Here is a 25,782-nt window from a genome sequence, read left to right as displayed (position 1 = left end):
GACCTCCTACCAGGAGTGCTCGTCGAGTTCTCGTTCGATCTGTTCGTGATCCCTGGCTCCATCGGCCAGCAGGATTCGATAGGTGTAGGAGAAGCCTTTTCCCGGCGGGAGTTCGAACTCCTCGAAAAACGCCCAGGACAGTGCCACGGCGGGGGTGGGTTCCGAGCGCACGAACCAGTGGGACTCGTGAATGGCGTGATCGTTCGCCGGAGCGTGTTCGAAGACCACCGTGGAACAGCGGTCGACCTCGTCGTGCTCCCCGACGAACCCCAGCCAACGTGCCTGGCGGCCCATCATCCCGGCCTCGCCGGAAATCCCACCCGGGCCGAGCACCTCGCCGCCGGTGAACTCGCGTGGACCGCGCCAGTGCAGCCCGGTGTAGCCCGCCATCTCGCGTCCGGCCGTGGTCGGGCTGCCGAACCGCAGCGGCTGCTCGCGCACGTTGACCAGCCGGATCGACCAGTCGAGCGCCCAGCTGCCCCGTTCCGGCTCGACGGAGTGCACCCTGATGGTGCGGTGCTCTCGCGCCCAGGGGGTGCCGTCGTTGTGCAGCCAGTGCAACTTTTCGGTGAACCGCAGTTCGTCGGTCTCGACTTCGAACGACTCGAACTCGTCGTGGCGCATCGAGCCGATCCGTTCCGGCAGTTCCCGGTATCCCTCACCGGTGACGTAGCTGTGCCCGCCCCAGAAGTTCTGGCCCGAAACGTGGCTGGCCGTCAGTTGCAGACCCTTGTGCCAGCGATGGTCGTTCGGGCGGTATCCGGTGACGGTGTTTCCGGCGAGGGTGCGCAGCGGGTGTACGTACGGTTTCCGCGATTCGTACTCGACCGGGTCCGGTTTGTACACGTAGTTCAGGATCTCGCTCCCCGCCGCGGAAACCGAGATGTTCTCGCCGTGCCTATGGGTCACGGTGATCGGATGGCTCATGATCGCGTCGTCTTTCCGTCGCCGGTCAGCTTCTCGGGGAAACCGCCGTGGATCACGGTGTGGAACGGGTCGTCCGGGCCGATCTCGCCCGAGTGCACCTCCCGGCCGGTGGCCGCGGACTTGTACAGCGCGGTGACCAGCTCCAGAATCCTGCGGCCGTCCCGCTCGTCGCAGGGCGGGCGTGCGCCTTCGCGCATCGCCGCGACCAGCTCGCGCAGCATGGCGCCGTGGGAGCTGGGCTCGTCGTGTTCCGGCCTTCGCCAGCGTTCGATCCGTGCCTCGTCGGTGACGTGCGGGGCCGGGGTGTAGCGCCAGTCCTCGTTGCGGTGGCCGTACAGGTGGGTGAGCTCGACGGTGGCCTCCGAACAGTCCAGACGGATCCTGCTCATCTCGTCGGGGGAGAGCAAGCTGTTGACCACGGTGGCCATCGCCCCGGATTCGAACCGCACCAGCGCGGTCGAGACGTCCTCGGTGTCCACCTCGTGCCAGAGCCGCCCGGTCATGGCACGCACCTCGCTCCACGGTCCGAGCAGATGCAGCAACAGGTCGAGCTGGTGGATCCCGTGGCCCATGGCCGGACCGCCGCCCTCGGTCTCCCACTTGCCGCGCCACGGGGCGGCGAAGTACTCGGAATCGCGGTACCAGGTGGTCTGGCAGTGCGCGACCAGTGGAGTGCCCAGTTCCCGCCTCGCCAGCAGTTCACGGGCGTGCCGTGCTCCCGAACCGAACCGTTGTTGGAAGACGAAGGAGATGTAGGGACCGTCGGTTCCCTGCGCCGCGACCATCTCCTCGTAGCCCGCCAGCGACAGGCAGGGTGGTTTCTCGCACCACACCCAGGCGCCGGTGCGCAGGGCGCTGGTGACGAGCTCCACGTGCGAGGCGGGCGGGGTGCAGACCGAGACGAGGTCGGGGCGTTCGGCCGAGAGCATCTCGTCGACCTCGGTGTAGCCCCGTAGCTCGTGTTCGCCGGAACGGCGGAATGCGTGCAGCCGTTCGGGGTCGACGTCGACGGCTGCCACCGGCTCGACGTCGTCGTGTTCGGACATGGCGGACAAATGGTGTGCGGCGACGGCGCCGGTTCCGATGATCGCGGCCCGTAAGCGGTGGTCGGCGGGGGACGTGGCTTTCTCCTCTCTGAAGCGTCGAGGCCCTGTCACCTCGACAGGAAAGTTGGAAAGCGCTTTCTTGTGTTGCGAGACATTAACCCGGGTGTAACGCCGACCACAAGGGGAGCGTTGAATTTTGGGGGCGAGTGATCGCCTCCGGGGTTGCGCGGAAGGGGCGATGGCACGCGGCGGATCGCTTCCCGCCTGCTGCGGACTCGTGGTTGTGCCGGGCGGGCGAAGGGGGCTCCACCGGTAGCAGTCGGTGTGCTCGTTCCGCCGGTGGTGGTCGCGAACCGTGACCAGTTGCGGACACGAATGGTAATTATTTTGTGGCTGTCTCGTGGATTCAGTGTCGTCCTCGGAGTGTCCCCGGCTGTGGAGTGAGTGGATTTCGTTTGCCGTTGGTCCGGTGTTGCCGGGCTGCTTCGTTTTCCATGAGTGATGCGAACGAGTAGGAATGGATTCGTCTTCCCCGGGGAGTTCGTTGCTTCCGTTCGGGTCTTGCGCGAAAATTGGTTTGTAGGCTTACTTGATTGGTTTATTGGCCTGTTCGGGTGAAAATTTTTTGCAGTGTTGTTTTTTGGGGTGGTTTTTGGCAGAGTCTTCACCGGAATTGTGGAGAAAACCTTCGAATCGTTCGGGAGTCTGAGTGTTCCGTGTCGCACGTGTGTCCTTCGTGGCTGTTCTGCTGTCTCTCGGAATGAGTGGTGGGATCGCCTCCGCGGGTGCGCAGGAGCACCCGCTCGAAGCGTTTGCCTTGCCGACCTGCACGATCAGCGACAGTAGTGTGCCCGCGACCTCTGGCGGGGACCGTGATTGTGTACTGGCGGCCGGGAACGCCAACGAGGCCGTGGAAGTTCTGCAGTGGTCGTTGCGGTACTGCAACAACCAGGATATCGCCATCGACGGGATATACGGTCCCAACACCGAGGAAGCTGTCGAGAATGTGCAACGTGTCGCTGGTATCACGGTGGACGGAGTCTACGGTCCCGAAACGCGGAGCAACATGCGGTGGATCGACTACGGGGAATGTGTGTAGTGCCGAAAGTCTCGTCGTGGCGCGCTGAAACGTTTTTCCGTTTCACGGTATTCTCGTCGGATCGCCGGTGTCGAGGGCTGCGAATCCTGATTTCGTAATAGCGATAAGGAACGAGTAGGTTTCGGGAGAGTGTTATGAGTCGAATACGTAGTGCGATGATCGCTGCCGTGGGGGCGGGAGCGTTGATGTTGTCCCTCGGTACGGGAACGGCCGGAGCGGCATCAGAAGCAGACGGGATGACCACGTCCGCGTTGCCCACTTGCGTCGAGAGCTGGGGCTTCGTGCCCGCCACCGCGGACGGGGATCATGACTGCCTGCTCGGTCAGGGTGTCTCCAACAACGCTGTGAGGTCCTTGCAGCGGTCGTTGTATTTCTGCAACGGCCAGGACATCGCGGTAGACGGTATCTATGGTCCCAATACGGCTGCTGCTGTGCGTTCGGTGCAGCGTTCGGCAGGGATCGCCGTGGACGGCGTCTACGGTCCGAACACTCGCGACGTGATGTCCTTCAGGGTTTATTCCCACTGTCAGGATTTCAACGGATGAGAGATATTCGCTGAATTCGTCCTGATTTTCGGGACATGATTTTTGGGTCTTTTTTGAGGAAGAATAGTTTTGTTCGGAGTGACGATGTTCCGAGGATTCCGTGCGGCCGTGGCGTCGCTCGCGATCGTGCTGATGACTTTACCGGTGCTGATAGGTAGCGCCGCGGCCGCGGACGGAGCCGACCGTGCCGAGGTGTTGGCACTGCCCACCTGTACCACTGGTGAATGGTGGGTTCCCGCTACCGCGAGCGGCGATTACGACTGTATTCTCGCCAGAGGAAACACCAATGACGCCGTCCTGCATCTACAGCGTTCACTGCGTGATTGCAACGGACAGAATATCGCTGTGGACGGGATCTACGGCCCTGGAACCGAAGCAGCCGTGATGAACGTGCAGCGTTCGGCGGGGATCGCCGTGGACGGTGTCTACGGTCCGAACACTCGCGACGTGATGTCTCACTCGATTCACTTCAACTGCACTGAGTGAAGCCCTTCTTCTTGGCCGCGTGTCCGGTAGACATACCGAGTTACACGATCTTTTCGGGAAAATGGAGTGCGGATGACCCGCTTCTTTCGAATGTTGGGAGCCAGTGCCGCGATGGTGCTGGTGATGTTGGGAACCCTCGGCGGTACCGCCGTGGCCGGTACCGCCGTGGCCGGTACCGCCGATTCCTCCGGTGCACTGGCGTTACCCACCTGTACTCGGACGAGTTGGGGAATACCCGCCACCGAGAGCGGAGACGCGGACTGCCTGCTGGGCCAGGGGGTTTCGAATTTGGCGGTTACTGAGCTGCAGTACTCGTTGAAGGAGTGCCACGGGTCCTCGATCGAGGCGGACGGTATCTATGGTCCCAATACGGCTGCTGCTGTGCGTTCGGTGCAGCGTTCGGCAGGGATCGCCGTGGACGGCGTCTACGGTCCGAACACCCGTGCCGCGATGTTGTGGCGCGTGAACGGATGCCAGTTCTGAGTTCCGCGGTTGTGGTTCCTTCGCCCCGAGGATAAAGCACAACCGCCATCGGCCCGGCGCACCAACAGGATGCGCCGGGCCGACGGCGGTCCGTTGCGGGGCCGTTTCGAAGTGTTGTTTCCGGCTCGGGTGCTCGGCCCGGATCAGCTCCCGCAGGTTCGCGCGTTCACGTGCAACGCGAGTGCCGTGTTCGAGCCGAGGGTGGCCGTGAACCGGCCGGAGGAGTCGACCGTGACGGGCGTGTCACGCTGCACGTCGCAGTACTCGCCCGCAGGCAACGAGGTCTGGAAGGTCCGGTTCAGCGACGTGGTTTCGTGGTTGATGGCCACGAACCCGTTGCTGCCTCGTCCGAACGCGATGGCGTCGTTGCCGTTGTCCCACCAGTCGGTGACCGCCGCGCCGTTGGTGGCGTTGCGGAAGGCGACCATCGACTCGATCTCCGGCCAGGCGTGCTGACATTTCCAGCCGTCCTGCCAGCATGCGTTGACCGCCCCACCGTTGGGTGGCCCGCTGTCGGTGTCGGTGAACTCGTAACCGGAGTGCACGTCGGGAGATCCGTAGGGCCAGGCCAGCATGAAGACGCTGGCCAGCGTGTAGTTCGCGCCGTCCTTGTAATTGAGCGTGTCGCCCTCGCGTTCGGTGTCGTGGTTGTCGACGAACACCGTCGACTGGGAGGAGTCCATATAGCCCCACCCCGCACCGTAGTTGCTCAGGTAAGCGAGCTTTTCCTCGTTGAACACGCGTTTGAGATCACGGGCGTAGCGGAACTCCTGGACATCGCCGGTGCCGAGGTACTCGGTGGGGGAGACGACCTCACCGGAACCGTAGATCACCTCCTGCTTCCAGTAGACGTCCGGGTCGCTCAGCCGGGATTTGATGTCGGCGAGATCGGCTGCCGGCATGTGCTTGGCGGCGTCGATGCGGAAACCGTCCACTCCCAGCGACAACAGATCGTTGAGATAAGCGGCGATGCGGCTGCGTACGTAATCCTCGCTGGTGTCCAGATCGGACAGATTAACCAATTCGCAGTTCTGCACCCGCCACTTGTCACTGGTGTAGTCCGATTGGTTTATCGAGGACATGCAGTTGTCGAAATCGTAGGAGGAATAGATCCCGGGATAGTTGTACTTTTCGTAGGACGAACCGCCGGTTCCGGTGCCCGAACCCGCGGACATGTGGTTGATCACCGCGTCGGCGATCACCTTCACCCCGGCCGCGTGGCAGGTCTCGATCATGTCGGCGAAGGCGGTGCGATCACCGAGCCTGGAAGCTATCCGATAACTCACGGGTTGGTAGGAGGTCCACCACTGTGACCCCTGGATGTGCTCCTGCGGTGGGGAAACCTGCACGGCACCGTAGCCGGCCGGGCCGAGCCGGTTCGTGCATTCCTCGGCCACCGAGTCGTACTTCCACTCGAACAGTACGGCCGTGACGTCCTCGTCGCCGGGTAAGTCGGCACCGGCCTGGGCTGGTACGGCCACGGCCAGAGCGCTACCCGCCAGAAACGCGAGCGTTGCGCCCAGGGATTTTCGAAGCATGATTCCTCCGACGCAGCGGAAACCGGTTTTCGTCGGTAACGACGCTGCGTAAAAGATCTTGACTCTTTGCGTAATCGATCATGTGACAGATCGCTGAAACGATGCAGCGGAATACGCGAACAGTCAAGATCTGAACAAATCTTGCTTTTTGACGTGCGTTTTTCGGTGTGCATCCGGATCGTGGGCTCGAACGGTGGTGGGGCCGTGTTCGGATCACCGAGCGGTGCTCATCCGATATGGTGCTTACCCGTCGTTTCGGCTCGTGGCACGTGATCACGGGTGAGCGTGGCGGAAGAGATCCGGACGATTTTTCGTTCACCGGCCCGCTCGTCCGGAATATCCCGCTCCTTGTCGTCGTGACCGTTGCCTCGTCTCGCCGCGCTGGTGAGTTCGGACAGTGTCGTGGCCAGTTCCGCACTGTCCCAGCCGGCCTCGGGCAACCGGGGCGCCGGAAGGCACACGTCCATGGCCTCGTCGAAGTGTTCCAAATCCAGGTAGGCGAAGGCGAGCTGGCACCGGAGTCGCGACTCGGCCAGCGGATGACCCAGGCGGGCCGCGGCCTCGATTCCGAGGCGGTGCGAGTCGATCCAGTCCCGATAGTGCTTGCGATGGAAGAAGAACCCCCACATCGCTTCGCACAGTTGCCAGACCGGTTCGTCCCACTGATTGTGGTGGGCCTCGATGATGACCGCCCGCAGATTGCCGCGTTCGCGTTCGAACCAGTCCAGTGCCGACTCGGGACTTTCCCATGCGGGCCAGTCGTTGGCCCGACTGGGGTAGTGTCGGCCGAACCTGGGGCGGCGGGGAGTGATGACCAGATCGGCTTCGACGGCCCGCCCGATGTACCAGTCGATGATGCTGTGCAGTGTCCGGCGCCTGACTCCCGGTGTGTCCTCGCCGAGGCTCATCGTCCTCGCGTGCGCGAGGACGATGTCGTGGAACCAGTACCGCTGTTCATCGGCTCCCAACAGCCTGGCGTCCCGTAGCTCCGCCAACACCCGTTCGGAATCACTGCCCTCGATCCCGGCGAGATGATGGGTCAGCGCGACGGGAAGATCTCCCCTGGGGTGTTGCGCCAGCCTGCGGTAGAGTGTGGCGGCCTGCGGTGACAGGCCCTGGTAGCAGACGTCGACCACGGTGTGGGAAGCGAAGTCCTCGCTCTGGGGGAGCGTGGTCAGACGTTTTCGCTGTTCCCGCACCAAGGTGGCGGCGTGGGCCAGTGACCGGTGAGGCCGGGCTGCCAGCCACGCCGATATCTCCGTGGCGGCCAGTGGGGATCCCGCGCACAGTTTGGCCAGCAGCCGGGCGTTGCCCATCTCGCGCAACACCCGTGAGCGGCCGAGCCCGCGGGAGAGTATGTGCACCACGTCCTCGGCGTTCAGCGGTGCCGGTTCCATGAACCTGGCACCCTCCATCGTCAGGCCGACCAGGCGACTCCTGCTGGTGACAAGCAGCGTGCTCGTCGCCGATTCCGGCAGCAGCGGCCTTACCTGTGCGGTGGAGACGACGTTGTCCACCAACACCGACAGTGATCGCCCCGCGGTGATCGAGCGGTACCAGTTCAGTCGTTCGGCCATCTCCAGTGGAACCCGCTCGGGCGGCACACCCAGCGCCCGCAGTAGTCGCCCGAGCAGTTCCGCGGCCGCGATGGGGTGCTCGGCGGAACGGGTTCCCGCGTCGACGTAGAGCTGGCCGTCGGGGAATCTCCGTTCGTGCTGTCGCAGCCAGTGGCAGGCCAGCGTCGTTTTTCCGATCCCGCCGGGGCCGGTCAGCGCGACGAGCAGGGCGCGCTCGGAGTTCTCCCGATGCCATGCCTCCATGCGGTTGAGTTCGGATGTGCGTCCCACGAAGTGCCCGGACGGCGGCGGCAGTTGATGGGCGACGACGGGCATCACGTCGACCCGGTCGGGGAGGTGACGGGGGCAACGTCTGTCGAGAACTCCGGTGGCGGCGGCCTGGTCCGACGTTTCGTCGTGGCGCGTGGCCGGGGCGCCGGTACGGACCACCTCGTTGGCAGCGCCGCGGGTAGCGATGTCCCCGGTGGCGATCTCCCCTGTCACGCTCGGCTCCACACTTCGTGGCATACATCCGACTCCGCCCGTACGAGCAACCGGTCACTCGGGACACTCCCGCCGTTCGTCTCCCTTTCAGGTAAATGTGTTAGGCGGCCTCGAACAAGCACTTCCACCGGCGAGTCCGGAAATCGTTGCGATCTTCTTCTGTGCTGGTCGTGGTCGCTGCCTGGCGAGGTGGTGTGGCTTTCGTGGATTTCGCGAGAGATCGATGCCACCGAGGGGTGTCGATCGGAGTCCTTCCCGACCGAGCACCCCGTCGAGAGTGCACGGAGACTTCGCTCACCCGGTGGCTTCCGCCGTGGTGGCGCAGCAGGCGGCTCTGTCCTCGTTCGGAGCGCTGTGCTCGGAGTCCGGGGAGTCGTCGGTGACGGTGTACACCTCCCAGGGCTCTCGGCCGGGGCCGTGCACCCACACCTTGTCCTGGGTCGCGTAGCAGCAGGTGGTGTCGTCCTCGACTCGGGTGAACAGGCCGAGTTCGGACAGCCGTCGGGTGGCCTCGTGGACGGTGTCGCTGTCGGCGACCTCCACACCGAGGTGGTCCATCACGGTGTCCTGCTCCGCTTCACCTTCCAGCAGCACGAGCTTCAGCGGCGGTTCGGCCACGGCGAAGTTGGCATAACCCGGTCGCAGCTTGGCCGGTTCGGTGCCGAGCAGCCTGGTGTAGAAGTCGATGGATCGCTGGAGGTCCCCGACGCGCAGGGCGAGTTGAACGCGGGACATGGTCCCTCCCTTGATTAGATGTTTGTCTAAACAGATGGACGATTCGTAGTTTGCGCCTTGGTTTGACAGCTGTCAATATAGAAGTATGTCGAAACAGACGCAGGGAGACGAGCGCTGGTGCTGTTCACCGGTGACGGGGGAGCCACTGTCGGCCGAGCAGGCCGCGGATCTCTCGGCGGTGTTCAAGGCGCTGGGTGATCCGGTGCGGTTGCGACTGTTGTCGTTGATCGCCGCCCACACCGGTGGGGAGGCGTGTGTGTGCGATCTCAGTGGGGCGTTCGAGCTGTCCGGGCCGACGATCTCGCATCACCTCAAGGTGCTGCGCGAGGTCGGCGCCATCACCGGTGAGCGGCGCGGCACCTGGGTCTACTACCGGGTGCTCCCGGAGACGCTGCAACAGTTGTCGGCGGTTCTCGGCCCCGCTCCGGCCGTAGCCACGTCGGCCTGAGTCTCGAACGGCAGACTCTCTCGAACGGCAGGCTCCGCCGCGAGGACCACGGCGAACCGAGCCTCCGAACTTCCAGTACGACCATGATCAGGAAACCTGTGAGGTGACGCCGTGACGGACACGGCCCAGCGATCGTCCGGGACCAGCGTGGCCCGGCGGTTGTCGTTGATGGACCGGTTCTTGCCCCTCTGGATCGGTGCGGCCATGTTGTCGGGGCTGTTGGCAGGCCGGTTCGTGCCGGGGTTGAACACGGCGTTGAACTCGTTGCACGTTATCTCCGGGGTATCACTGCCGATCTTCATCGGGCTGTTGGTGATGATGTATCCGGTGCTGGCCAAGGTGCGCTACGACCGGCTGGACACCGTCACCAGTGACCGGCGTTTGTTGGTCTCCTCACTGGTCGTCAACTGGCTGGTGGGTCCGGCCGTGATGTTCGCGTTGGCCTGGACGTTCCTGCCCGATCTGCCCGACTACCGCACCGGGTTGATCATCGTCGGGTTGGCGCGCTGCATCGCCATGGTCATCATCTGGAACGACCTGGCCTGCGGTGACCGGGAGGCCGCCGCTGTACTGGTGGCGCTGAACTCGGTGTTCCAGGTGATCGCCTTCGCCGGGCTGGGTTGGTTCTACCTGAGTGTGCTGCCCGGCTGGCTGGGGCTGGCACAGGTGGGACTGGACGTCTCGGCCTGGCAGATCGCCCAGTCGGTGCTGATCTTTCTCGGGGTCCCGCTGCTCGCGGGCTATTTGTCACGGCGTATCGGTGAGCGCGCCAAGGGGCGTGCCTGGTACGAGACGACGTTCCTGAACAGAATCGGTCCGCTGGCCCCGTACGGCCTGCTGTTCACCATCGTGGTGCTGTTCGCCCTGCAGGGCGGGGCGATCACCGGCCAACCCCTCGACGTGGCCCGCATCGCGCTGCCGCTGCTGGTGTACTTCGTGGTCATGTGGGCGGGCACCTTCGCCCTGGGCAAGGGACTTCGGATGTCCTACGAGCGCTCGACCACGCTGGCGTTCACCGCCGCGGGCAACAACTTCGAACTGGCGATCGCGGTGGCCATCGCCACCTTCGGTGTGACCAGTGGTCAGGCGCTGGCCGGGGTGGTCGGCCCACTGATCGAGGTTCCCGTGCTGGTCGGGCTGGTCTACGTCAGCCTGGCCGCTCGCCGCTGGTTCCGCGGCGAGCCGACCGACCAGCACGTCGCTGCCGGGAGCTCCCAGCAGCGCTGACCCATTCGAACGCGAGCCGAGGAGCTCCAACCGTGTCCACCCCGCCCGAAGTACTGTTCGTCTGCGTACACAACGCCGGACGCTCCCAGATGGCCGCCGCCCTGCTCGATCACCACGCCCAGGGCACCGTGGCCGTCCGCTCGGCCGGATCCGCCCCGGCCGACGAGGTCAATCCCGCCGTCGTCGAGGTCATGAACGAACTCGGCCTCGACGTCTCCCGCGAGTTCCCCACCAAGCTGACCACCGACGACGTGGCTGCCAGCGATGTGGTCATCACCATGGGATGCGGAGACGCCTGCCCGGTGTTTCCGGGCAAGCGCTACCTCGACTGGCAGCTCGACGACCCGGCGGGAAGAACCGCCGAGCAGATCCGCCCCATCCGCGACGACATCGAGGCCCGCGTGCGGCGGCTGTTGGCCGAACTCGTGTGAGGGACCGGAGCCACGCCCGGTCACCGGTCGCGGAGTCACTCCGGTGGTGTGCTCCCCGGAGACGGTGGTTTTCGGAGACGGTGGTTTTCGGAGACGGTGGTTTTCGGAGGACGGTCAGCCGACGGCGTTTCGGGGCGGGACCACCAGCGAGTAGATCACCAGCACGCACAACCCGATCGACACCAGTTCCCAGAACGGGAAGGCGGCGAGGAAGGCCAGGTGAGCGATCGCGGCCAGTCCGGCGAGAGCGACACCGGTGATCCGGGCCCACATCTGACCGGCCAGACAACCTGCCCCTGCCGCCACCTGCAGCACGCCGAACGCGAGCCAGATCCAGCCCCAGGCGCCGAAGCCGAAGATCAGCAGGTCACCACCGGCGACAACGTAGTACTCGGGTTGCAGCAGCGCTGTGAGACCGGCGATGACGTTGAAGACGCCGACCAGCGCGAGCATCCACCCCCCGAAAGCCAACCATCCGGACATCCCGGAGGTCGGCTGGGCAGCCGTCATCGCCCAGCTGCCCCGGCTCTCGGGCGCTCTGCGTTCGGTGCCTTCCCCGGCACCGGGTGTGGATTGCGGTCCTGTCTGCGGAGTAGACATCGGAACGCCTCCCTACGGGATGGGATGTAACGCTTACCAGCGTCCTCCGGTTCGCACACTCGCGCAGCGCATCGGCGTGCTCGCCGTTCTGGGTGGGCATCCGTGTCGTGAACCGGTGGATCTCCGTGGTCCGTCCCGGGTGTGTATCGCCGGGCGAGAGGCGCAAGGTGGTCTTGACCATTATTCCGTCGAGCCTTAAATTACAGCGTAATTTAAGTCATTCTGCGCTGGGAGTGCCGGCCACACCCACGAAGGAGTCGGGACATGCCATCGCCCACCGGTTCGTCGTCCGGTGGTTTTCCGTGCACCCGTCCTTCTCGACTCGCGCAGTTAATTCAAAAATTGAATTAAAGGGATAGCGGAGAGGGCGACATGACCATTACCGAGCTGGAGTCCCGTGTCGAGACCGTGATCGCCTGTCTGGACCTGCCGAGCAAAGTAGCCCTGTTGACCGGATCGGACTCGTCCGGCCTGGCGCGGAACACGTCGATCGGGTTGTCCCCACTGTGCTTCTCGGACGGCACGAACGAGCCGGGCGGGCGGGAACACAACGACGGCGGAACCACTTCGCTGCTGCCCAACGCCACACTGCTCGCCCAGCACTGGGACAGCACGGTAGCGGGTGAGGCCGGGGCACTGCTGGCCGAGGAGGCCATCTCCCGAGGCGTGCACGTGCTGCTGGGCCCTTCGGTCAACCTGCACCGAACCCCGCTGGGAGGCCGCGTATTCGACTGCTTCAGCGAGGACCCGCTGCTGACCGGGGCGTTGGCGACCGAGTACGTGCGAGCCCTGCAGCGCAGGGGAGTCGCTGCTTGCCCGAAGCGCTTCCTGGCCAACGAGTCCGAATTCGAACGCACCACTGTGGATTCCGTGGTCGACGAGAAGACTCTGCGGGAGGTGTATCTGCTGCCGTTCGAGATGCTCGTGCACGACGCATCCCCCTGGAGCGTGCTGACCTCCCCGAACAGAATCAACGGGATCAACGCCACCGAACACCTCCAGCTCATCGAGCGACTGCTCAAGAGGGAGTGGCACTACGACGGTGCGGTCGTATCGGACCCGTCCGCCGCGAGATCGAGCGCTGCCGGTACCAACCCGGGACCGGACCTGGTCATGCCGGGTCCGGCCGGGCCGTGGGGTGCGGGCCTGCTCGCGGCGGTGCGTACCGGCGAGGTGGCCGAGTCCACCATCGACGAACACCTCCGGCGGGTACTGCGACTGGCCGAACGAACCGGCGCTCTCGACGGTGAGCCCGATCTCTTCGGGACTGTCCGTTCCGGAACGCGGCCCCGCCACCGACATCCTGCCGCCGACGCTCCGGCACGCCGTCGTCGGCTGCGCGCGCTGGCCGCGGGCGGTATGACGGTGTTGACCAATCCGGCCGGTGTGCTGCCGCTCTCCGGCACGGAGTCCCTGGCCGTCATCGGACGGCACGCCGTGGACACCGTGGCGCGGGGAGGTGGGGCGGCCCGGCTGCGTTCGCCGCACGTGGTCTCCATCGCCGACGGTCTCGTCGCGGCTTTCGGACACGACCGGGTCTCGGTGGTCGACGGTGTCGACGTGCGCAGTGGCCCGTCGGTTCGGCCGGAGTCGACGCGTGGCCCCGCGACGGGGGGTATCCCCGGGCAGGCGGTGCGGCAGGCTCACGCGACCACCGGTGAGATCAACGAACGGGTGGCCCGAGCAGCGGGAGAGGTCGACGTGGCCGTGGTGGTCGTGGGGTTGACCACGGAGCAGGAGACCGAGGGCAAGGACAAGTCCACCCTCGCGCTACCGGGACAGCAGGACGCCATGGTCGCCGCGGTGGCCGCCGCGGCCCGGCGCACCGTCGTCGTGGTCAACGCGGCCACCCCGGTGCTGATGCCGTGGCTGGATCTGGTGGACGCGGTGCTGTGGGTCGGACTACCCGGCCAAGAGGCCGGAGCGGCGGTGGCGGCGGCACTCACCAACGAGATCGAGCCCGCCGGGAGGCTGGTCACCACGTTCCCCGCACGCGACGGCGACGGTCTCGCCTGGTCCACCTGTCCCGTCAACGGGACACTGGTCTACGAGGAGGGCACCGCTGTCGGCTATCGGGGTTGGCATCGACACGCCGACACGGAGCCGCTGTTCTGGTTCGGCCACGGTCTCGGCTACACCACCTGGCACTACGAGTCCCCCGCACTGGTCAGGGATCTCAACGCGGTGCGCAGTGTCACGGTCGACGTCGCGAACACCGGTCCGCGGGCAGGCACGGAGACCGTCCAGGTCTATCTGTTGCCGGCGGCGAAAACCGAACCGGTGCGGCTGATCGGCTGGACCAGGGTTCACCTCGAGACCGGACGGCGGGCCCGTGTCCGGGTGCCTTGCGACCTCCGGGCGCAGCGGGTGCGCGACGTTTCGTCCGGAAGCTGGCGTTTCCTGCGCGGCGGGCGAATCATGATCGGGCGAGGCCTCGGTGACGTGCGCACCACACTGTGGTGGGGCCCGGAATCGGACTGACAGCGAGCGGCCGGACGGGGACCGGAGTCGAGCACACTACTAGGCTCGCCTCGAATCGCCGGTCGGCGACCGCCGGTATCGGAAGGAGCGACATGGGGGATCGGTACGGGCGGACGGTGCGCGATCTGCGGCGTGGCAACCGTGCCGCGGTGCTACGTCGACTGTACTTCGGCGGACCACTGAGTAGGCACCAGCTGGGGCCCGCCACCGGCCTCAGCCCCGGCTCGGTGAGCAATGTGGTCGGTGAGCTGGTGGCCGACGGTCTGCTGGAGGAGGCGGGCTCGGTCGAGTCCGACGGAGGACGCCCCCGTACGCTGCTGCGTGTCTCGCCCGAGAGCGGGCGCGTGGTGGGCATCGACATCGGGGAGACGCGGGTCCGGGTGGAACTGTTCGACGTTGCCCTGACCGAGATCGCCCGCGCCGAAAAACCCCTCGACGTCGGCAGACGCGACCCAGACCACGTGATCGCGCGGCTGGCCGAGGCGTTCGACCGGGTGATGATCGATGGATGCGCCTCCCCCGAGTGGTTGCTCGGCGTGGGAGTCGGGGTGCCCGGCATCGTGACCTCGGACGAGGTTCACGGGGCCCTGGTGCACGGGCAGACCATCGGCTGGGTCGGGGTCGCCGTCGAGCGGTTGGTCCGCTCCGCCGCTCACCTGCCCGAACACGTGCCGGTCCTGGTCGACAACGGTGCCGAGACCCTGGGACAGGCCGAGATGTGGTTCGGCCACGGTCGCGGTGAGCGGGACGTGGCGGTGGTGCTGCTCGGCTCCGGCGTAGGCGTCTCGGTGTTCGCGGGCGGAAGCTCGGCGGGCATCGGCGAGTGGGGGCACAGCACGCTGCGCGTGCGTGGACGGCGCTGCCGGTGCGGTGGGCACGGCTGTCTGGAGGCCTACACCGGTGCCGAGGCGATGGTGCGTCGCTGGCGGCGCACCGGAGGAGAGATCAGCCCCGAGGCGGACGGTGAGCACGCTTTCGGTGCCTTGCTGGCCGCCGCCTCCCGCGAGGGGAACACGATCTCCGACGTCGCGGCGTCCACCGTGGTCTCGGAGGCCGTGGAGTATCTCGGGGCCGGTATCGCGAGCCTGGTGAACCTCTTCCTGCCCACCCGAGTGCTCATCGGTGGCTGGGCGGGGCTGCTGCTCGGCCGACACCGGCTGGAGCTGGTGCAGGACAGCGTCGCCCGGTACGCGCTGCGCTACCCCGCCGGCCGAGTCTCGGTGGCCGAAGGCAGACTCGGTCCCGACGCGGTCACCGTCGGTGCCGCCACGTTGCCGGTCGCGCGTTTCCTCGACGAGGGCGGGCGCTGCACCGAGACCGCTCGCGCGGCGCACGGTGGGTGAGCGGAGACCGCACACGGAGCCCACCCCGAAGCTCGAACTGGGCCGTGCGCTGACCTTTTCGTTCTGCGGCCCTTCCCGAAAGGTGTGACACTCGACGGATGGTGGAGCATTCCGGGCACGCCGAGCGCCCCACCTCCGGGGGAGAGTCCCCCGAAGAGGAATCTGTTCGGCAATCGGGCTGGAGGTCCGTGCGAGGCGAGAACCTCGTGAACGAACACACGCACGATTTCGAGGCCGCCGCCCCCGGAACCGAACGTTCGCACGAGATCACCTTCACCCGGGGGCCGGAGTGCGGCTCGCGGCCTCCCGCGACGAGCGCCGCGTGCCGGGAGGACACCCCGCTGGCCGGGTTGCGGGTCGTGGTCGCCGACCACGACATCGGGTTGCGGCGACGCACGGCCGAACTGCTGCGCGAGTACGGTGCGCTGGAGGTCGTCGAGACCGAAGAGCGCGAGAGGTTCCGCACCGTGCTGCGAACCCGTCCGCGTGCCGACCGCGGCTGGCACGTCGCGCTGTGGGACGGGGAGCTGGAACCGGAACCGGGTGGGCTCGCCGAGTTCCTGAACTCCTGCGGGCGCGAGTTCCCCGGCACGGCGTTCGTGCTCACCACCGACGAGGTGGCGGCCACAGCGGCGGTGGCGGCGCCGCGCGGACGCACCTCCGAGCTGGTCACCCGCCAAGCCGCCGGCTCCGAACTGGCCGAGACCGTGCTGCGCGCCTTCCGGGCTCGTCGGCAGGATCTCGAGGAGAACCGGGCGGACCGTGAGGCGAACGGGGCGGACCGGAAGCCGTTCCGGATGCTGGTGGTCGGCGCCCACCCCGACGACGCCGAGATCGGCGCGGGCGGAACCATCCACCGCCGCGTCCAGGCGGGGTGGGAAGTCACCGTGCTGATTATGTCGCACGGCACGCTCGGCGGTGATCCGGACGAGCGCCTCGGCGAGGCCCATGCCGCGGTCAACTCACTGGGCGCGGCTCTGCTCCTGGAACACCTGCCCGACGGCCGCATCCTCGACGACGTCGAGACGGTGCGTCGGATCGAACGAGTAGTGCAGCGGGTCCGGCCCGACGTGGTGCTGGTCCATTCCGAGAACGACACCCACCCGGACCATCGCGCCGTCCACCGGGCCACCGCCTCCGCCGCGCGTGGCGTGGAGCGGTTCGCCTGCTACCAGTCGCCCTCCGCCACGGTGGACTTCGCGCCGAACCGGTTCGCCGGGCTGCGTGATACGGATCTGGAAGCCAAACTCGCCTCCCTCCACACCCACGGTTCGCGGGACGAAGCACGGGTCCACTCGCAGGAGGACCTGCTGCGAGTCACCGCGCGCTACTGGAGTCGTTTCACCCGGGATTACTACGCCGAACCGTTGGAGCTGCTCGTCAGCGGTACCCCTGGTACGGGAGTCCTCGAACGGTGAGACAGCCGGTTCCGGTGTGCTCCGGATCCGCACCTACGTGAAACGCGGCCCCAGCGGGTGTGAGACTCAGCGGGGGTGAGACTCAGCGGGGGTGAGACTCAGCGGGCGGAGTCGCTCCGTAACGAGCACACTGGATACGTCAGGAGCTCGTCGGGAGATAGGGGAACTCCGCTGAAGGGGCTGCTTTCGCTGCTGGCGGTGGCTTTGTTGGTGTGGTGGATCAAGGAATCACCCGCCGAAGCCGCCTCGGCGGTTCGACAGGGTCTGGTAATGCTGCGACAGGCGGCCGAGTCGGTGAAGACCTTCCTCGAGGCGCTGCCGTCGCTGTCCTCGTTGACTTCCTCGTAGCCGGAGGGCCCGGCCCGGTGATCGCCGCGACGCGCCCGGAGGCGGGAGACCGGGAGCGCCCGGTGGAAGTCGGTATCTCAGTCCGGGTAGAGCGCCTCGGCGATCAGGGCGAGGCGGTTGGACAGCACGAACTCGCGCAGCGGTGCGGGGCGCAGATCGAGCGTGGCCAGCGTTTCGGCGCGCATGTCGAACCGCTCCGCGCGGTACTCGCCGCGGGTCGGGTCGTCGAATTCCGGGCCGTGCCGGGTGGATTCGTCCATCGAGGTCAGTCGTGCCACGAAGAAGTGCTGCACGGTGATGCCGCCGGAGCGGGCGGCGCTGCTCAGGAACACGCTTTTCGCGCCGCTTGCCGTGGCGCCCATCTCCTCGGCGATCTCGCGGTGCATGGCAGCCTCCAGCGACTCGTCGTCGTGTTCCAGCCCGCCGCCGGGAGTGGTCCAGTAGGGCGCCATGCCCGGTTTCGTGCGGCGCAGCAGCACCAGGCGTTCCTCGTCGTCGATCAGGATGGCCCGTGCGGACCGGCGCTGGATTCGAACCGCCGGTTGGTGGGTGCGCTGTTGGGTCATGCCGAACAAGCCTACGTGCGGTGCCGTGCCTCGTAGAGCGCGCCGGGCCCGCTCGTCACGCTTCACACCGTGATTACGCCTCGTGTCGTTCCATCCGGTGTCGAAACGCGCGAAGCGGCGAACTGCTTTCGTATTCACGTCGCTGTTCGGCCGCCGCGACGCCGCGCTCCGACTGATCTCGGCGGTAACGGGAAGATGTTCGCATGATCACGAAGCGGTGACTTCGTGAGGTGGATCTCCTGTGAAGCGGCCGATCGCTCGTTTTTACTCTTCCGAACATCCCAATTCGGCGTGCGCAAAGTGAGCATTGTTCGTATTCCTGTTCGACTCGATGCTGTGTGCTGGTTTGTCTTGATCCGCCCGTCATTGGCGAGGCGGAGTAGCACGTTGGAGGTAATCGAGTGCGCACGTCCCACAAGGGACGCCTGTTCAGATCACTGGGGGTAACTCTCCTGGTGTTCGCGGTACTGGGGTCTCCGTTGAGCCAGTCGATCGGCGCCACCACCCGCGCCGCCACGGCCGAGCCGGTCGCCACAACGAGGCCAGCGGCTGTGCACGGCGCAAATCTGTTGGTGGATCAGATCGCCCCCGGTTCGGCACCAATGGTTTCCTCACCGTTGTATCAGGCGGACAACAGTTGGCACGGAGGCACGGATGTGCGCGGTGAATTCATATTTGGCGCGGCCGGAGTCGCCGATGTCGACCACTATTTCTACGGATTTCAGGATCCGCCCTCGACAAGAGTGGACGCTAATACAGCAGGAGGAGAAGTCACCGTCACGCTGACTCCCCCACCGACGGTGCGGTGACCTTGTACGTGCAAAGCGCCGACGCGGCCGGAAACCGTAGCCCGGTTGCTACGCACCACTTCTACGTTCGCTCGGGTGACGGGCCGACGTCGCACTGGCGGCTCGACGGCGATATCACCGACGAAGTCCAGCTCGGTGGTCGCGACGGCACTACGCACGATGAAGTCTCGTGGCAGCCTGGTGCTTTGGGCAAGGCGGTGAAGCTGGATGGTTCGGCGGAGCACGTAACCGCACCCAACGCGCTCCCCACCAACGCGAGTTTCGCGGTCGCGGCGTGGCTGAAACCCGCGGCGGTCGACGGCACCGCGCACACGGCGGTCTCCCAGGGCGGTGAAGTGGTCAGCGGTTTTCGACTACAGGTCACCGCCGATGGAAACTGGTGCTTTCGGATGGCCGGCTCGGATGTGGCAGGTGGCGGAAGCGAGCAGGCTTCCGCTCTCTCGGACTCGACCGTTGCCACACGGCAGTGGACGCACGTGGTCGGTGTGCACGACGAGAGGGCGAAAGAAATCAAGCTCTACGTCAATGGCTCGCTGGTTTCGACCCGACCTTATAACGGTGGTGTCGATACCGATGGTGAATTGGCGATCGGACGTGCCAAGAATGACGGTACCGACTCACAGCATTGGGCAGGCACGATCGACGAGGTGAGGGTCTACGATCGCGTTCTTACCGAGGCCGAGATCCGTTCCCGGGTCGAATCGGACGACGTACGCACCGGACACTGGAGGTTCGAAACGAAGGATAATACCACAAGCGTTCCGAACACGGTTCCCGGTGGTCAGCCTGCCACTGTGCACGGCGGTGCTGACTACACCGACGGAGCAGTGGGGACCGCCTTGCGATTGGACGGCACCGACGATCACGTGGTCGCCGCGGAGCAGGTGGCACGCACTGATCTATCGTACTCCGTTTCCACCTGGGTACGGCTGGATGAGAGAACACCTGAGCCCATAGCTTTGGCCAGCCAGAATAGTTCGAGCGAAGCGGTATTCCAACTAGGTTACTCGGGGCGGACCGGGACAGCTGGGATTGGACGCTGCATGGTTCGGACGACGAAACCGGTTTCCGGACTGTCACAGTCTCCTCCGAACGGGCGCCCAGACTCGGGGTGTGGGCCCATCTGATCGGAGTCCACGACGTGCACAGTGGCGAGATCAAGTTGTACATAAACGGTTCCTCCGCTGGCACCACAGCGTACACAGCTACCTCGAATACTGTTGGCGAAACTGCGATCGGACGCGGATTACCAGAGGGTGAGCAGACGGGCTTCTGGCAGGGCGCCGTCGACGATGTGAGCCTCTACAGTCGGAAGCTTTTCGCGGGAGAGCCAGAGCTCATCGCGGCGCTCGATCCGGATCTGGCCCACAAGTTGCGACTGAATGAGTCCGAAGGGGAAACTGCGTTCGATTCGATCAGTGGGCGAAGTGCTGCTTTACGAGGCGAGGCGAACTTTGCACCAGGGCGTGTCGGTAATTCGATCTCGCTGGACGGTGACGATGACTACGCTTCGACTTCGGCGGTGGATCTGCGTACCGACGAGAGTTTCACGATTTCGGCCTGGGTGTATCTCTCCAGCCAAGAGGCGGGCAGATCTACCGCGGTGAGTCCGGACGGAGCTAACACCAGCAAGTTTCGGTTGGGGTACTTTCGGGACACCAATAGACCACTCGGTGCGTGGTTCTTCGCGATGCCCGAGTCGGACACCGAATCGGCTCGGGTGACGGCTGCCGCCGAGTCTGCTCGATCACCCGAAATCGAAACCTGGACTCACTTGACCGGGGTGTACAACGCCGCGGAAGGGAGGATATGGCTCTACGTCGACGGCAACCGGATAGATGACGGAACAGTGAGCAACACTTGGCAGGCAACTGGTGGTCTGCAGCTCGGCCGCGCCAAGAAGTTCGGAGCGTACGAGCAGGAGTGGACGGGAAAGGTGGATGACGTCCGACTCTACTCCGCCAAGCTGCCAGATGATCGCATTAGTTCGCTGTACGATTCCTATGGGGCGAATTGATTTCTGATCCCGGGTGCTGAAACCACAAAGCATCGACGTCCGGGGATCGCTTTCCGGCTCCAATTCCGATTCGGCGTCCCGCCGGACGTTCGTTGCTCTCTTGTGTCCGCGCTTCGTATACGGGGCACTTTCGCGTTCCAATGATTCCGGTCATTGCTGAACGCTCCGATTCGCGGTGTTCGGCAGAGACTTGTGTTAGTGCCTATTATGCTTGTCCAATGCATGATCGATGAGTCATTTCGTGGTGTGAGGTACGATAGAATCAACTTCAGCCATCAGTGCGAAATGGCAGGAGTTCTATGCAGTGGGCGGCGAGTGATGACATTGATCTTACCATTGTTAGGGAGGCTGTTCGCGGTCAGGTTCTGAAGTCTGTTCGTTACGCGGTGCTGCGTGGTGCGGACCGGCCGGACGGTCATTGGGCTGAACGCGCGCATGAAGTGGACATGGACGTTGAGTTGGTCCTGGGAAGCGGCAGTGTGGTGATGCTCTCGTGGGTGATAAATGGTCTTGAAGAAAGGTTGGCGATCGAGATCAAGGACACCGCAGCGGTCGGCCGCGACTTGTCGGGAGATCCTGTCGACGTCAGTGACCTCCCGGATTGGGATCCGTTTCTCGGATCGGTGATCACCGATATCGTTGCCGCCTGGCATGTACCCAACGAGGGGTCTTCAGCGATGCCCTGGTCGTTTCGGTTCGAGTTCGACGTGGGATCGAGTGTGGTCGTAGCGTTGGGTGAGGCAGCGGGGAGGGGGTTCAGCTACTTACCCGATGAGCTTGTCGTAATCTTCGACGGTGACCTCGCGGATGCCTACGTGAATCCGGGGAGCCGCCACTCGCAGGAATGAGGACCGCACCGACCACTGGCTGTGTCAGGCGACGTTGCTGCGCAGCCCACAGTTGGCTGTTTCTCGAAGCATGGTGGCAGCGCGACTGTGCGGTCGTGCTGTCCGACAGGGAGGGGCAGGGTTGATCACAGTAGAATTCGGTTGCTTCATGGTATGTTCCGCAGGAAAATCGGGCTGTCGATTGACGTAGTCGAGTCCGAATGCTGAACCATTGGAATGATCATGATCGAGTGCTACGAGATTCACCCCCGTACGAAGCCGCCGGATATTGTTGATGTGCTGAATGTGCTTCCGGACAACGATTTGGATTGGAGGCTGCTTGAACTGGAGGGGCCGGGTGGCCCTTTTCAGGGGAAGTATATCGATGAGATCGCTGATTCGGCACTGAATCTTTCTTCCGGTCTCGGACTCCCGTGGTGTGACGTGTGGGAGCTGTCCGCCACTATGGTGCAGGCCGTCGATATGTTGCTGGTAGCTGTCGAACCCCGTGATTCTTCGAGGCTCGATTCGAAAATAGCGTCCGGTCGATACGATGAGTGCCAGTTCATGGCCGAGGTCTTCGACAGTGGTTTCTTGCGGATCGGGGTAAATCAATGTCGTGATGACCGCTCGAAGGTTGTCGCGAATTTTATCAATCTTGGTGTTTGACGAAGTGTCAGTTTTTGGTTCTTCTACGGACTTGTACGCAAAATTTTGGGATTGGATCGGTGTTGTAGGTGCTGTCACGTCGGGATAGGGTTCTCGTGTCGTTATTTCGAGTGTCCGAAATGATTCGATCAAATGGAAGGTACAGGGAGGGGACCTATCCCTGTCCCTGCTGCGGTTACCTGGTGCATGATTCCCCTCCGGGATCGTACGACATCTGCCAAGTATGCTTCTGGGAGGACGATCCGGTCCAACTCCGTTGGCCGTGGTACAGCGGCGGAGCGAACAGTGAATCTCTTGTCGAGGCGCAGAGTGAGTACCGCACGGATATTCGTGTCGGTCGCTCGCGTCTCTCCAAGTGGTTCGCGAAGAAGGGGCCTTCGAAGGAATCGGGGTTTCGTCCTATTGATCCGGAGATCGACAACTTCGATTCCTCGGACGACATGAATGATGAATGGCCGGAAGATAATACGCTTCTTTACTGGTGGCGCTCGAGCTTTTGGAAAAGTAGGTGAGTGCTCTTGACGCTCCCGCATGGGACCGGCTAGCCGGTAAGATAAGCAGGCTGGGGAACTGGGAGTTCGAGGGGTGCTCTGGTTAGCTCTCCGTCGCTTGTAGCACTGATCGTCAGCACGGACGAAAGTCGAGTCGATAGGATATTCGAGGGAACTCGACTGACAGTAACCTTCCTCTGGATAACGAGTTCGATCTGGTTAACCACGTGAAGATCGTCGTTCCGCTGGAGCAGGACGAGGACGGCTATCCACCCATCGCCGCGGAGTCACTGTGGGCGGTGCCGGTGCGGGAGGGCGAGGGGTACTCGGTCGAGAACATACCGTTCTTCGCGCCGCGGCTCAGTCTCGAGGACATCGTCAAGACCGCTACCGACGCCGAGGGAAACCTCGTCTTCGACCGAGTGGTCAGCGGTAGCGGTCACTCCACAGTGCGTGTCATCGTCTTCGACGATGCCGTAATTCCGGAGTTCAAGTCACGCATCCGCAGCTTCGGATGTGTCTACGAGGTGGGTCACAAGGACACGTTCCTGGCGATAGATGTTCCCCCGCAAGTTTCCGACCGCGATGTGATCGATTATACAACGCAGAAGTTTCACGAGGGCGTTCGCGATCTGCAGGAGTCGAGCATTCAGCACGACTGAGCCAGTGCGGAATCCTTCGTTCGGCGACCTCCTCGAAAATCGTTTGCCGGTTGTTCCGGAGCTGTGGTCGTGTTCGTGTCATGGTTTATTTTCACGAGAACGACGTGGTGACGCAGCTGCTCTTCGACGTCGACGCCGACTCACTGGTCGACGCGCTCGACAGGTCGACCAGGGTGGCCGAAACAGTGGGATTCCCGGCGCTTCGAGTAGAGTTGAATGATCCGTACAATCCCGAACGCGGTCCGAGATACGCCTCCCGCGCGTACTCCGCCGTGGCTCCGGACCCAGGACACACGCAGCAGGAAGCGTTGCTCGCGTCCGCCTACCCCGTGCTCGAAACGTACGACTTCGCTGCCGACCGCTACCACATGGACGACGAGGACGGCGTACAGTCCGCGCTGCTCTTCACCGAACACCGTTTTCTGCCCAGCCAGGGAGTAACGATCATCTCGATGTCGGGAGGTTTCGGTGTGCGAGCCGTCGAGGAGTTCCATGCCGCCGACCTCCCGCGCTGCGTTCCCAGCCCGGAGGAAGCAGAACGCGTTCACACGACCTTCGAACATTCCGGAGACGATCCCGAACAGGCGATGGTCCGCCTGCACCTGTGGCTTCCTGCGGGGGACCTGAGCACCGCCATCGGCCTGGTCCGGGAGCCGGTCCGCCGTCACGACGTGGCATTCGTCGAGCTGCTGCCCGCGGGCAAACGACCGGAAGACGGTTATCACGCGGCACTGCTGTACCCCGCGCCGGAAGTCGCGAACGACGATCGGCCGCATACCCTGCGCACCGCTGCTACAGCCGCAGCCCGACACCTTGGGCTTCATGTGGAAGAAGTGAGTGTCGAGCAGTGCGGCGGTGAGTCGATCGCTTCCGTCGCACGCCCCTTGGCCGATAGCCATCTCGCGGAACCGCGAGCGGTGGTGGCTGTCCACGTTCGCCTCGGTGGTGATCCGCTAGCGCTCGCGGGACAGGACGAGCAGGACGAGGAAGATGACGAGCCGGACGTCGAACTTGACCCGACCTCCCGGAGCGAGAAGGAAAGTGCCGAGTTCCACCAAGCACTGCAAGAGCTCTTCGAATGGGATCGGGTCTGGATCGTCGCCGACGCCGAGGTGCGCTGTACGGACGGTGCCACCGCCGAGGGCGTGCTCTGGCGATGCGCCGATGAAGACCTCTCGCGGGTTTCCGAGGAGGATATTCAGGGCCACCCCGAAGGATCCAGTGTCCTCGCCAACGGGAACCACAGCGCTCGGTTGTCGATACGCACCTTCGAGGACGACCCCGACGGTGTGCTGGAGAACCTGCTTACCGTGCTCCCCACCGGCACGTGGCAGAGCGAAACCCGTCCCTGGCGAACGGAACGGAACAAGGAAGTGGTGCTTCGTTGGTCACCACGTCGCGACGAACGTACGGCCGTCATCGCCCAGCTGCGGGTGCGTGTCAGCCGCGGCGTGCCGTCCCATCTCCTGTGAGAGCCGGTTTCCCAACGGCCGCGACCGGAAAAACCGCCGACGCTACCGCGTCGCCACACCATCCAGCAGCACCTTCCGGAACTCCGCCACCAGCGGGCGCAGGTCGATGTGGTGCCAGGCCGCCCACAGCCGTACCGAGGAGTCGCACCAGGGCAGCTCCCGCAGCACCACGTTCGGGGGAGTGCCGCGCAGCGCACTGCGCTGCAGCAGCGCCATGCCCAGCCCGGAGCCCACCAGCCCCAACGCCGCCAACGGCTCGGGCGCCACCGTGCGGATGTTCGGGGTGAACCCGTCCGTGGCGCACGAGGTGAGGAACTCCCGGAACTCCTCGCCGACGTCCTTGCGGCCGATGGCGATCCAGGGCTGATTGTCCAGATCGGATGGTTCGACGACCTCGCGGCTCGCCAACGGATGATCGGCGGGCAACGCGAGCACCAACGGATCCGCCAGCACCAGCTCGGACTCCAGCACGGGATCGTCCTCGTCCGGCGGTGCGTCCACCAGCGCGATGTCCAGGCTCCGCCTCCGCAGCGCCTCCAGTTGTTCGGCTCCGGTCTGGTTGTACAGCGAGACGTGCACTTCCGGCCGGTCCCGACGCAACGAACGCAGCGCACCGGGCAGCACGTCGGCGTGGATGGCGTGTTCCACGTACCCCAGGCACAACCCGCCCGTCTCGCCCCGTCCGAGTCGCTGCCCGAGTGATTCGACGCGTTCGGCGTGCCGCAGCAGCGCCCGCGCCTCGGTCAGGAACACCTCGCCGTCCGGGGTCAGCCGGACGCGTTGTTTGCTGCGTTCGAACAGCACCAGCCCCAGTCGCTTCTCCAGATCGGCGATCCGGCGGCTCAGCGGGGACTGCGAAATGCGCAGCCGCTCGGCCGCCCGTCCCACGTGCTCCGTCTCGGCCACGGCCACGAAGTACTCCAGCTGACGTAGCTCCACCATGTCAGACCCTCACCGCATAAACATTCGCCAATTGAGTCTTAGACAGCTGTAACAGTCGAGCCTAGCGTCGTTGGGGAGGGGCCGGAAACCGGCCCGCACCACGCACGATGAG

The 25,782-nt window shown here is 64.6% G+C and carries 27 protein-coding genes; 19 read left to right on the top strand and 8 right to left on the bottom strand.

Features of this window, described 5'->3' with window-relative positions; genetic code table 11:
* Positions 1-6 precede the first annotated feature (6 nt).
* Together ACOQFL_RS09425 and ACOQFL_RS09420 are read right to left on the bottom strand one after the other, a co-directional pair.
* On the bottom strand, positions 7-927 hold the full coding sequence (locus ACOQFL_RS09425) for a DUF6807 domain-containing protein (protein ID WP_435543715.1): 921 nt from the start codon (positions 925-927) through the stop codon (positions 7-9).
* Entirely contained in the window at positions 924-2,015 is a 1,092-nt protein-coding gene (locus ACOQFL_RS09420; protein ID WP_435543846.1) for a Gfo/Idh/MocA family protein, read from the bottom strand. Before ACOQFL_RS09420 ends, ACOQFL_RS09425 begins: the two co-directional genes overlap by 4 nt.
* Before the next feature lie 718 nt (positions 2,016-2,733).
* Here ACOQFL_RS09420 and ACOQFL_RS09415 point away from each other — a divergent pair.
* From ACOQFL_RS09415 to ACOQFL_RS09400, 4 genes are all read left to right on the top strand, one after another.
* Complete coding sequence (locus tag ACOQFL_RS09415) at positions 2,734-3,072, top strand: peptidoglycan-binding domain-containing protein (protein WP_435543714.1); 339 nt, start codon at positions 2,734-2,736, stop codon at positions 3,070-3,072.
* Between the two features lie 134 nt (positions 3,073-3,206).
* A complete protein-coding gene (locus ACOQFL_RS09410; RefSeq protein ID WP_435543713.1) occupies positions 3,207-3,617 on the top strand; it encodes a peptidoglycan-binding domain-containing protein in 411 nt (136 codons plus the stop codon).
* 132 nt (positions 3,618-3,749) lie between these two features.
* The gene (locus ACOQFL_RS09405) at positions 3,750-4,103 is read left to right on the top strand and encodes a peptidoglycan-binding domain-containing protein (RefSeq protein WP_435543712.1); all 354 of its coding nucleotides are present in this window, start codon (positions 3,750-3,752) and stop codon (positions 4,101-4,103) included.
* A 72-nt stretch (positions 4,104-4,175) separates the two neighbouring features.
* The gene (locus tag ACOQFL_RS09400) at positions 4,176-4,586 is read left to right on the top strand and encodes a peptidoglycan-binding domain-containing protein (protein WP_435543711.1); all 411 of its coding nucleotides are present in this window, start codon (positions 4,176-4,178) and stop codon (positions 4,584-4,586) included.
* Positions 4,587-4,729: 143 nt separating this feature from the next.
* On the opposite strand, the gene ACOQFL_RS09395 is transcribed toward ACOQFL_RS09400, so the two are convergent.
* The 3 genes from ACOQFL_RS09395 to ACOQFL_RS09385 all read right to left on the bottom strand — a co-directional run bounded on the left by ACOQFL_RS09395 (position 4,730) and on the right by ACOQFL_RS09385 (position 8,919).
* Positions 4,730-6,124, bottom strand: a complete 1,395-nt coding sequence (locus ACOQFL_RS09395; RefSeq protein ID WP_435543710.1) for an alpha-amylase — start codon at positions 6,122-6,124, stop codon at positions 4,730-4,732.
* A gap of 227 nt (positions 6,125-6,351) precedes the next feature.
* The gene (locus ACOQFL_RS09390) at positions 6,352-8,184 is read right to left on the bottom strand and encodes an NB-ARC domain-containing protein (RefSeq protein WP_435543709.1); all 1,833 of its coding nucleotides are present in this window, start codon (positions 8,182-8,184) and stop codon (positions 6,352-6,354) included.
* 294 nt (positions 8,185-8,478) lie between these two features.
* Positions 8,479-8,919, bottom strand: a complete 441-nt coding sequence (locus ACOQFL_RS09385) for an ArsI/CadI family heavy metal resistance metalloenzyme (RefSeq protein ID WP_435543708.1) — start codon at positions 8,917-8,919, stop codon at positions 8,479-8,481.
* 85 nt (positions 8,920-9,004) lie between these two features.
* Here ACOQFL_RS09385 and ACOQFL_RS09380 point away from each other — a divergent pair, with 85 nt between their 5' ends.
* The 3 genes from ACOQFL_RS09380 to ACOQFL_RS09370 all read left to right on the top strand — a co-directional run bounded on the left by ACOQFL_RS09380 (position 9,005) and on the right by ACOQFL_RS09370 (position 11,025).
* Entirely contained in the window at positions 9,005-9,367 is a 363-nt protein-coding gene (locus ACOQFL_RS09380) for an ArsR/SmtB family transcription factor (RefSeq protein WP_435543707.1), read from the top strand.
* Between the two features lie 168 nt (positions 9,368-9,535).
* Complete coding sequence (gene arsB / locus ACOQFL_RS09375) at positions 9,536-10,594, top strand: ACR3 family arsenite efflux transporter (protein WP_435543845.1); 1,059 nt, start codon at positions 9,536-9,538, stop codon at positions 10,592-10,594.
* Positions 10,595-10,683: 89 nt separating this feature from the next.
* A complete protein-coding gene (locus ACOQFL_RS09370) occupies positions 10,684-11,025 on the top strand; it encodes an arsenate reductase/protein-tyrosine-phosphatase family protein (protein ID WP_435543844.1) in 342 nt (113 codons plus the stop codon).
* Positions 11,026-11,139: 114 nt separating this feature from the next.
* Here the strand turns inward: ACOQFL_RS09370 and ACOQFL_RS09365 are convergent, their stop codons facing one another.
* Positions 11,140-11,625, bottom strand: a complete 486-nt coding sequence (locus ACOQFL_RS09365) for a DUF7144 family membrane protein (protein ID WP_435543706.1) — start codon at positions 11,623-11,625, stop codon at positions 11,140-11,142.
* A gap of 372 nt (positions 11,626-11,997) precedes the next feature.
* On the opposite strand from ACOQFL_RS09365, the gene ACOQFL_RS09360 reads away from it, so the two are divergent.
* The 4 genes from ACOQFL_RS09360 to ACOQFL_RS09345 all read left to right on the top strand — a co-directional run bounded on the left by ACOQFL_RS09360 (position 11,998) and on the right by ACOQFL_RS09345 (position 17,215).
* Positions 11,998-14,106 carry a glycoside hydrolase family 3 protein gene (locus tag ACOQFL_RS09360; protein ID WP_435543705.1) on the top strand — a complete coding sequence of 703 codons (2,109 nt, stop codon included), beginning with the start codon at positions 11,998-12,000 and terminating at the stop codon, positions 14,104-14,106.
* 92 nt (positions 14,107-14,198) lie between these two features.
* A complete protein-coding gene (locus ACOQFL_RS09355; protein WP_435543704.1) occupies positions 14,199-15,449 on the top strand; it encodes an ROK family transcriptional regulator in 1,251 nt (416 codons plus the stop codon).
* Between the two features lie 206 nt (positions 15,450-15,655).
* Positions 15,656-16,867, top strand: coding sequence for a PIG-L deacetylase family protein (locus ACOQFL_RS09350; protein ID WP_435543703.1), 1,212 nt, complete (start codon positions 15,656-15,658; stop codon positions 16,865-16,867).
* Between the two features lie 198 nt (positions 16,868-17,065).
* Positions 17,066-17,215, top strand: coding sequence for a hypothetical protein (locus ACOQFL_RS09345; protein ID WP_435543702.1), 150 nt, complete (start codon positions 17,066-17,068; stop codon positions 17,213-17,215).
* Positions 17,216-17,292: 77 nt separating this feature from the next.
* On the opposite strand, the gene ACOQFL_RS09340 is transcribed toward ACOQFL_RS09345, so the two are convergent.
* Positions 17,293-17,781: an NUDIX domain-containing protein gene (locus ACOQFL_RS09340; protein ID WP_435543701.1), complete on the bottom strand. Its 489-nt coding sequence runs from the start codon at positions 17,779-17,781 to the stop codon at positions 17,293-17,295.
* A gap of 401 nt (positions 17,782-18,182) precedes the next feature.
* On the opposite strand from ACOQFL_RS09340, the gene ACOQFL_RS09335 reads away from it, so the two are divergent.
* The 8 genes from ACOQFL_RS09335 to ACOQFL_RS09300 all read left to right on the top strand — a co-directional run bounded on the left by ACOQFL_RS09335 (position 18,183) and on the right by ACOQFL_RS09300 (position 24,728).
* The gene (locus ACOQFL_RS09335) at positions 18,183-18,590 is read left to right on the top strand and encodes a hypothetical protein (RefSeq protein WP_435543700.1); all 408 of its coding nucleotides are present in this window, start codon (positions 18,183-18,185) and stop codon (positions 18,588-18,590) included.
* On the top strand, positions 18,587-19,717 hold the full coding sequence (locus ACOQFL_RS09330) for a LamG domain-containing protein (RefSeq protein ID WP_435543699.1): 1,131 nt from the start codon (positions 18,587-18,589) through the stop codon (positions 19,715-19,717). Before ACOQFL_RS09335 ends, ACOQFL_RS09330 begins: the two co-directional genes overlap by 4 nt.
* Positions 19,630-20,607: a LamG domain-containing protein gene (locus ACOQFL_RS09325; protein ID WP_435543843.1), complete on the top strand. Its 978-nt coding sequence runs from the start codon at positions 19,630-19,632 to the stop codon at positions 20,605-20,607. Before ACOQFL_RS09330 ends, ACOQFL_RS09325 begins: the two co-directional genes overlap by 88 nt.
* A gap of 446 nt (positions 20,608-21,053) precedes the next feature.
* The gene (locus ACOQFL_RS09320) at positions 21,054-21,455 is read left to right on the top strand and encodes a hypothetical protein (RefSeq protein ID WP_435543698.1); all 402 of its coding nucleotides are present in this window, start codon (positions 21,054-21,056) and stop codon (positions 21,453-21,455) included.
* Between the two features lie 216 nt (positions 21,456-21,671).
* Complete coding sequence (locus tag ACOQFL_RS09315; RefSeq protein ID WP_435543697.1) at positions 21,672-22,103, top strand: hypothetical protein; 432 nt, start codon at positions 21,672-21,674, stop codon at positions 22,101-22,103.
* A 119-nt stretch (positions 22,104-22,222) separates the two neighbouring features.
* On the top strand, positions 22,223-22,615 hold the full coding sequence (locus ACOQFL_RS09310; RefSeq protein ID WP_435543842.1) for a CPCC family cysteine-rich protein: 393 nt from the start codon (positions 22,223-22,225) through the stop codon (positions 22,613-22,615).
* A 206-nt stretch (positions 22,616-22,821) separates the two neighbouring features.
* On the top strand, positions 22,822-23,256 hold the full coding sequence (locus ACOQFL_RS09305; protein ID WP_435543696.1) for a DUF4265 domain-containing protein: 435 nt from the start codon (positions 22,822-22,824) through the stop codon (positions 23,254-23,256).
* Between the two features lie 80 nt (positions 23,257-23,336).
* Positions 23,337-24,728, top strand: coding sequence for a hypothetical protein (locus tag ACOQFL_RS09300; RefSeq protein WP_435543695.1), 1,392 nt, complete (start codon positions 23,337-23,339; stop codon positions 24,726-24,728).
* Positions 24,729-24,770: 42 nt separating this feature from the next.
* On the opposite strand, the gene ACOQFL_RS09295 is transcribed toward ACOQFL_RS09300, so the two are convergent.
* Positions 24,771-25,670 carry a LysR family transcriptional regulator gene (locus ACOQFL_RS09295; RefSeq protein ID WP_435543694.1) on the bottom strand — a complete coding sequence of 300 codons (900 nt, stop codon included), beginning with the start codon at positions 25,668-25,670 and terminating at the stop codon, positions 24,771-24,773.
* Between the last annotated feature and the right edge of the window lie 112 nt (positions 25,671-25,782).

The sequence above is a fragment of the Actinopolyspora sabaoui genome, from assembly GCF_051225635.1.
Lineage (GTDB): Bacteria > Actinomycetota > Actinomycetes > Mycobacteriales > Pseudonocardiaceae > Actinopolyspora.
The sequence above is the reverse complement of the archived record's forward strand: the minus strand, read 5'-3'. Positions and strand labels throughout refer to the sequence as shown.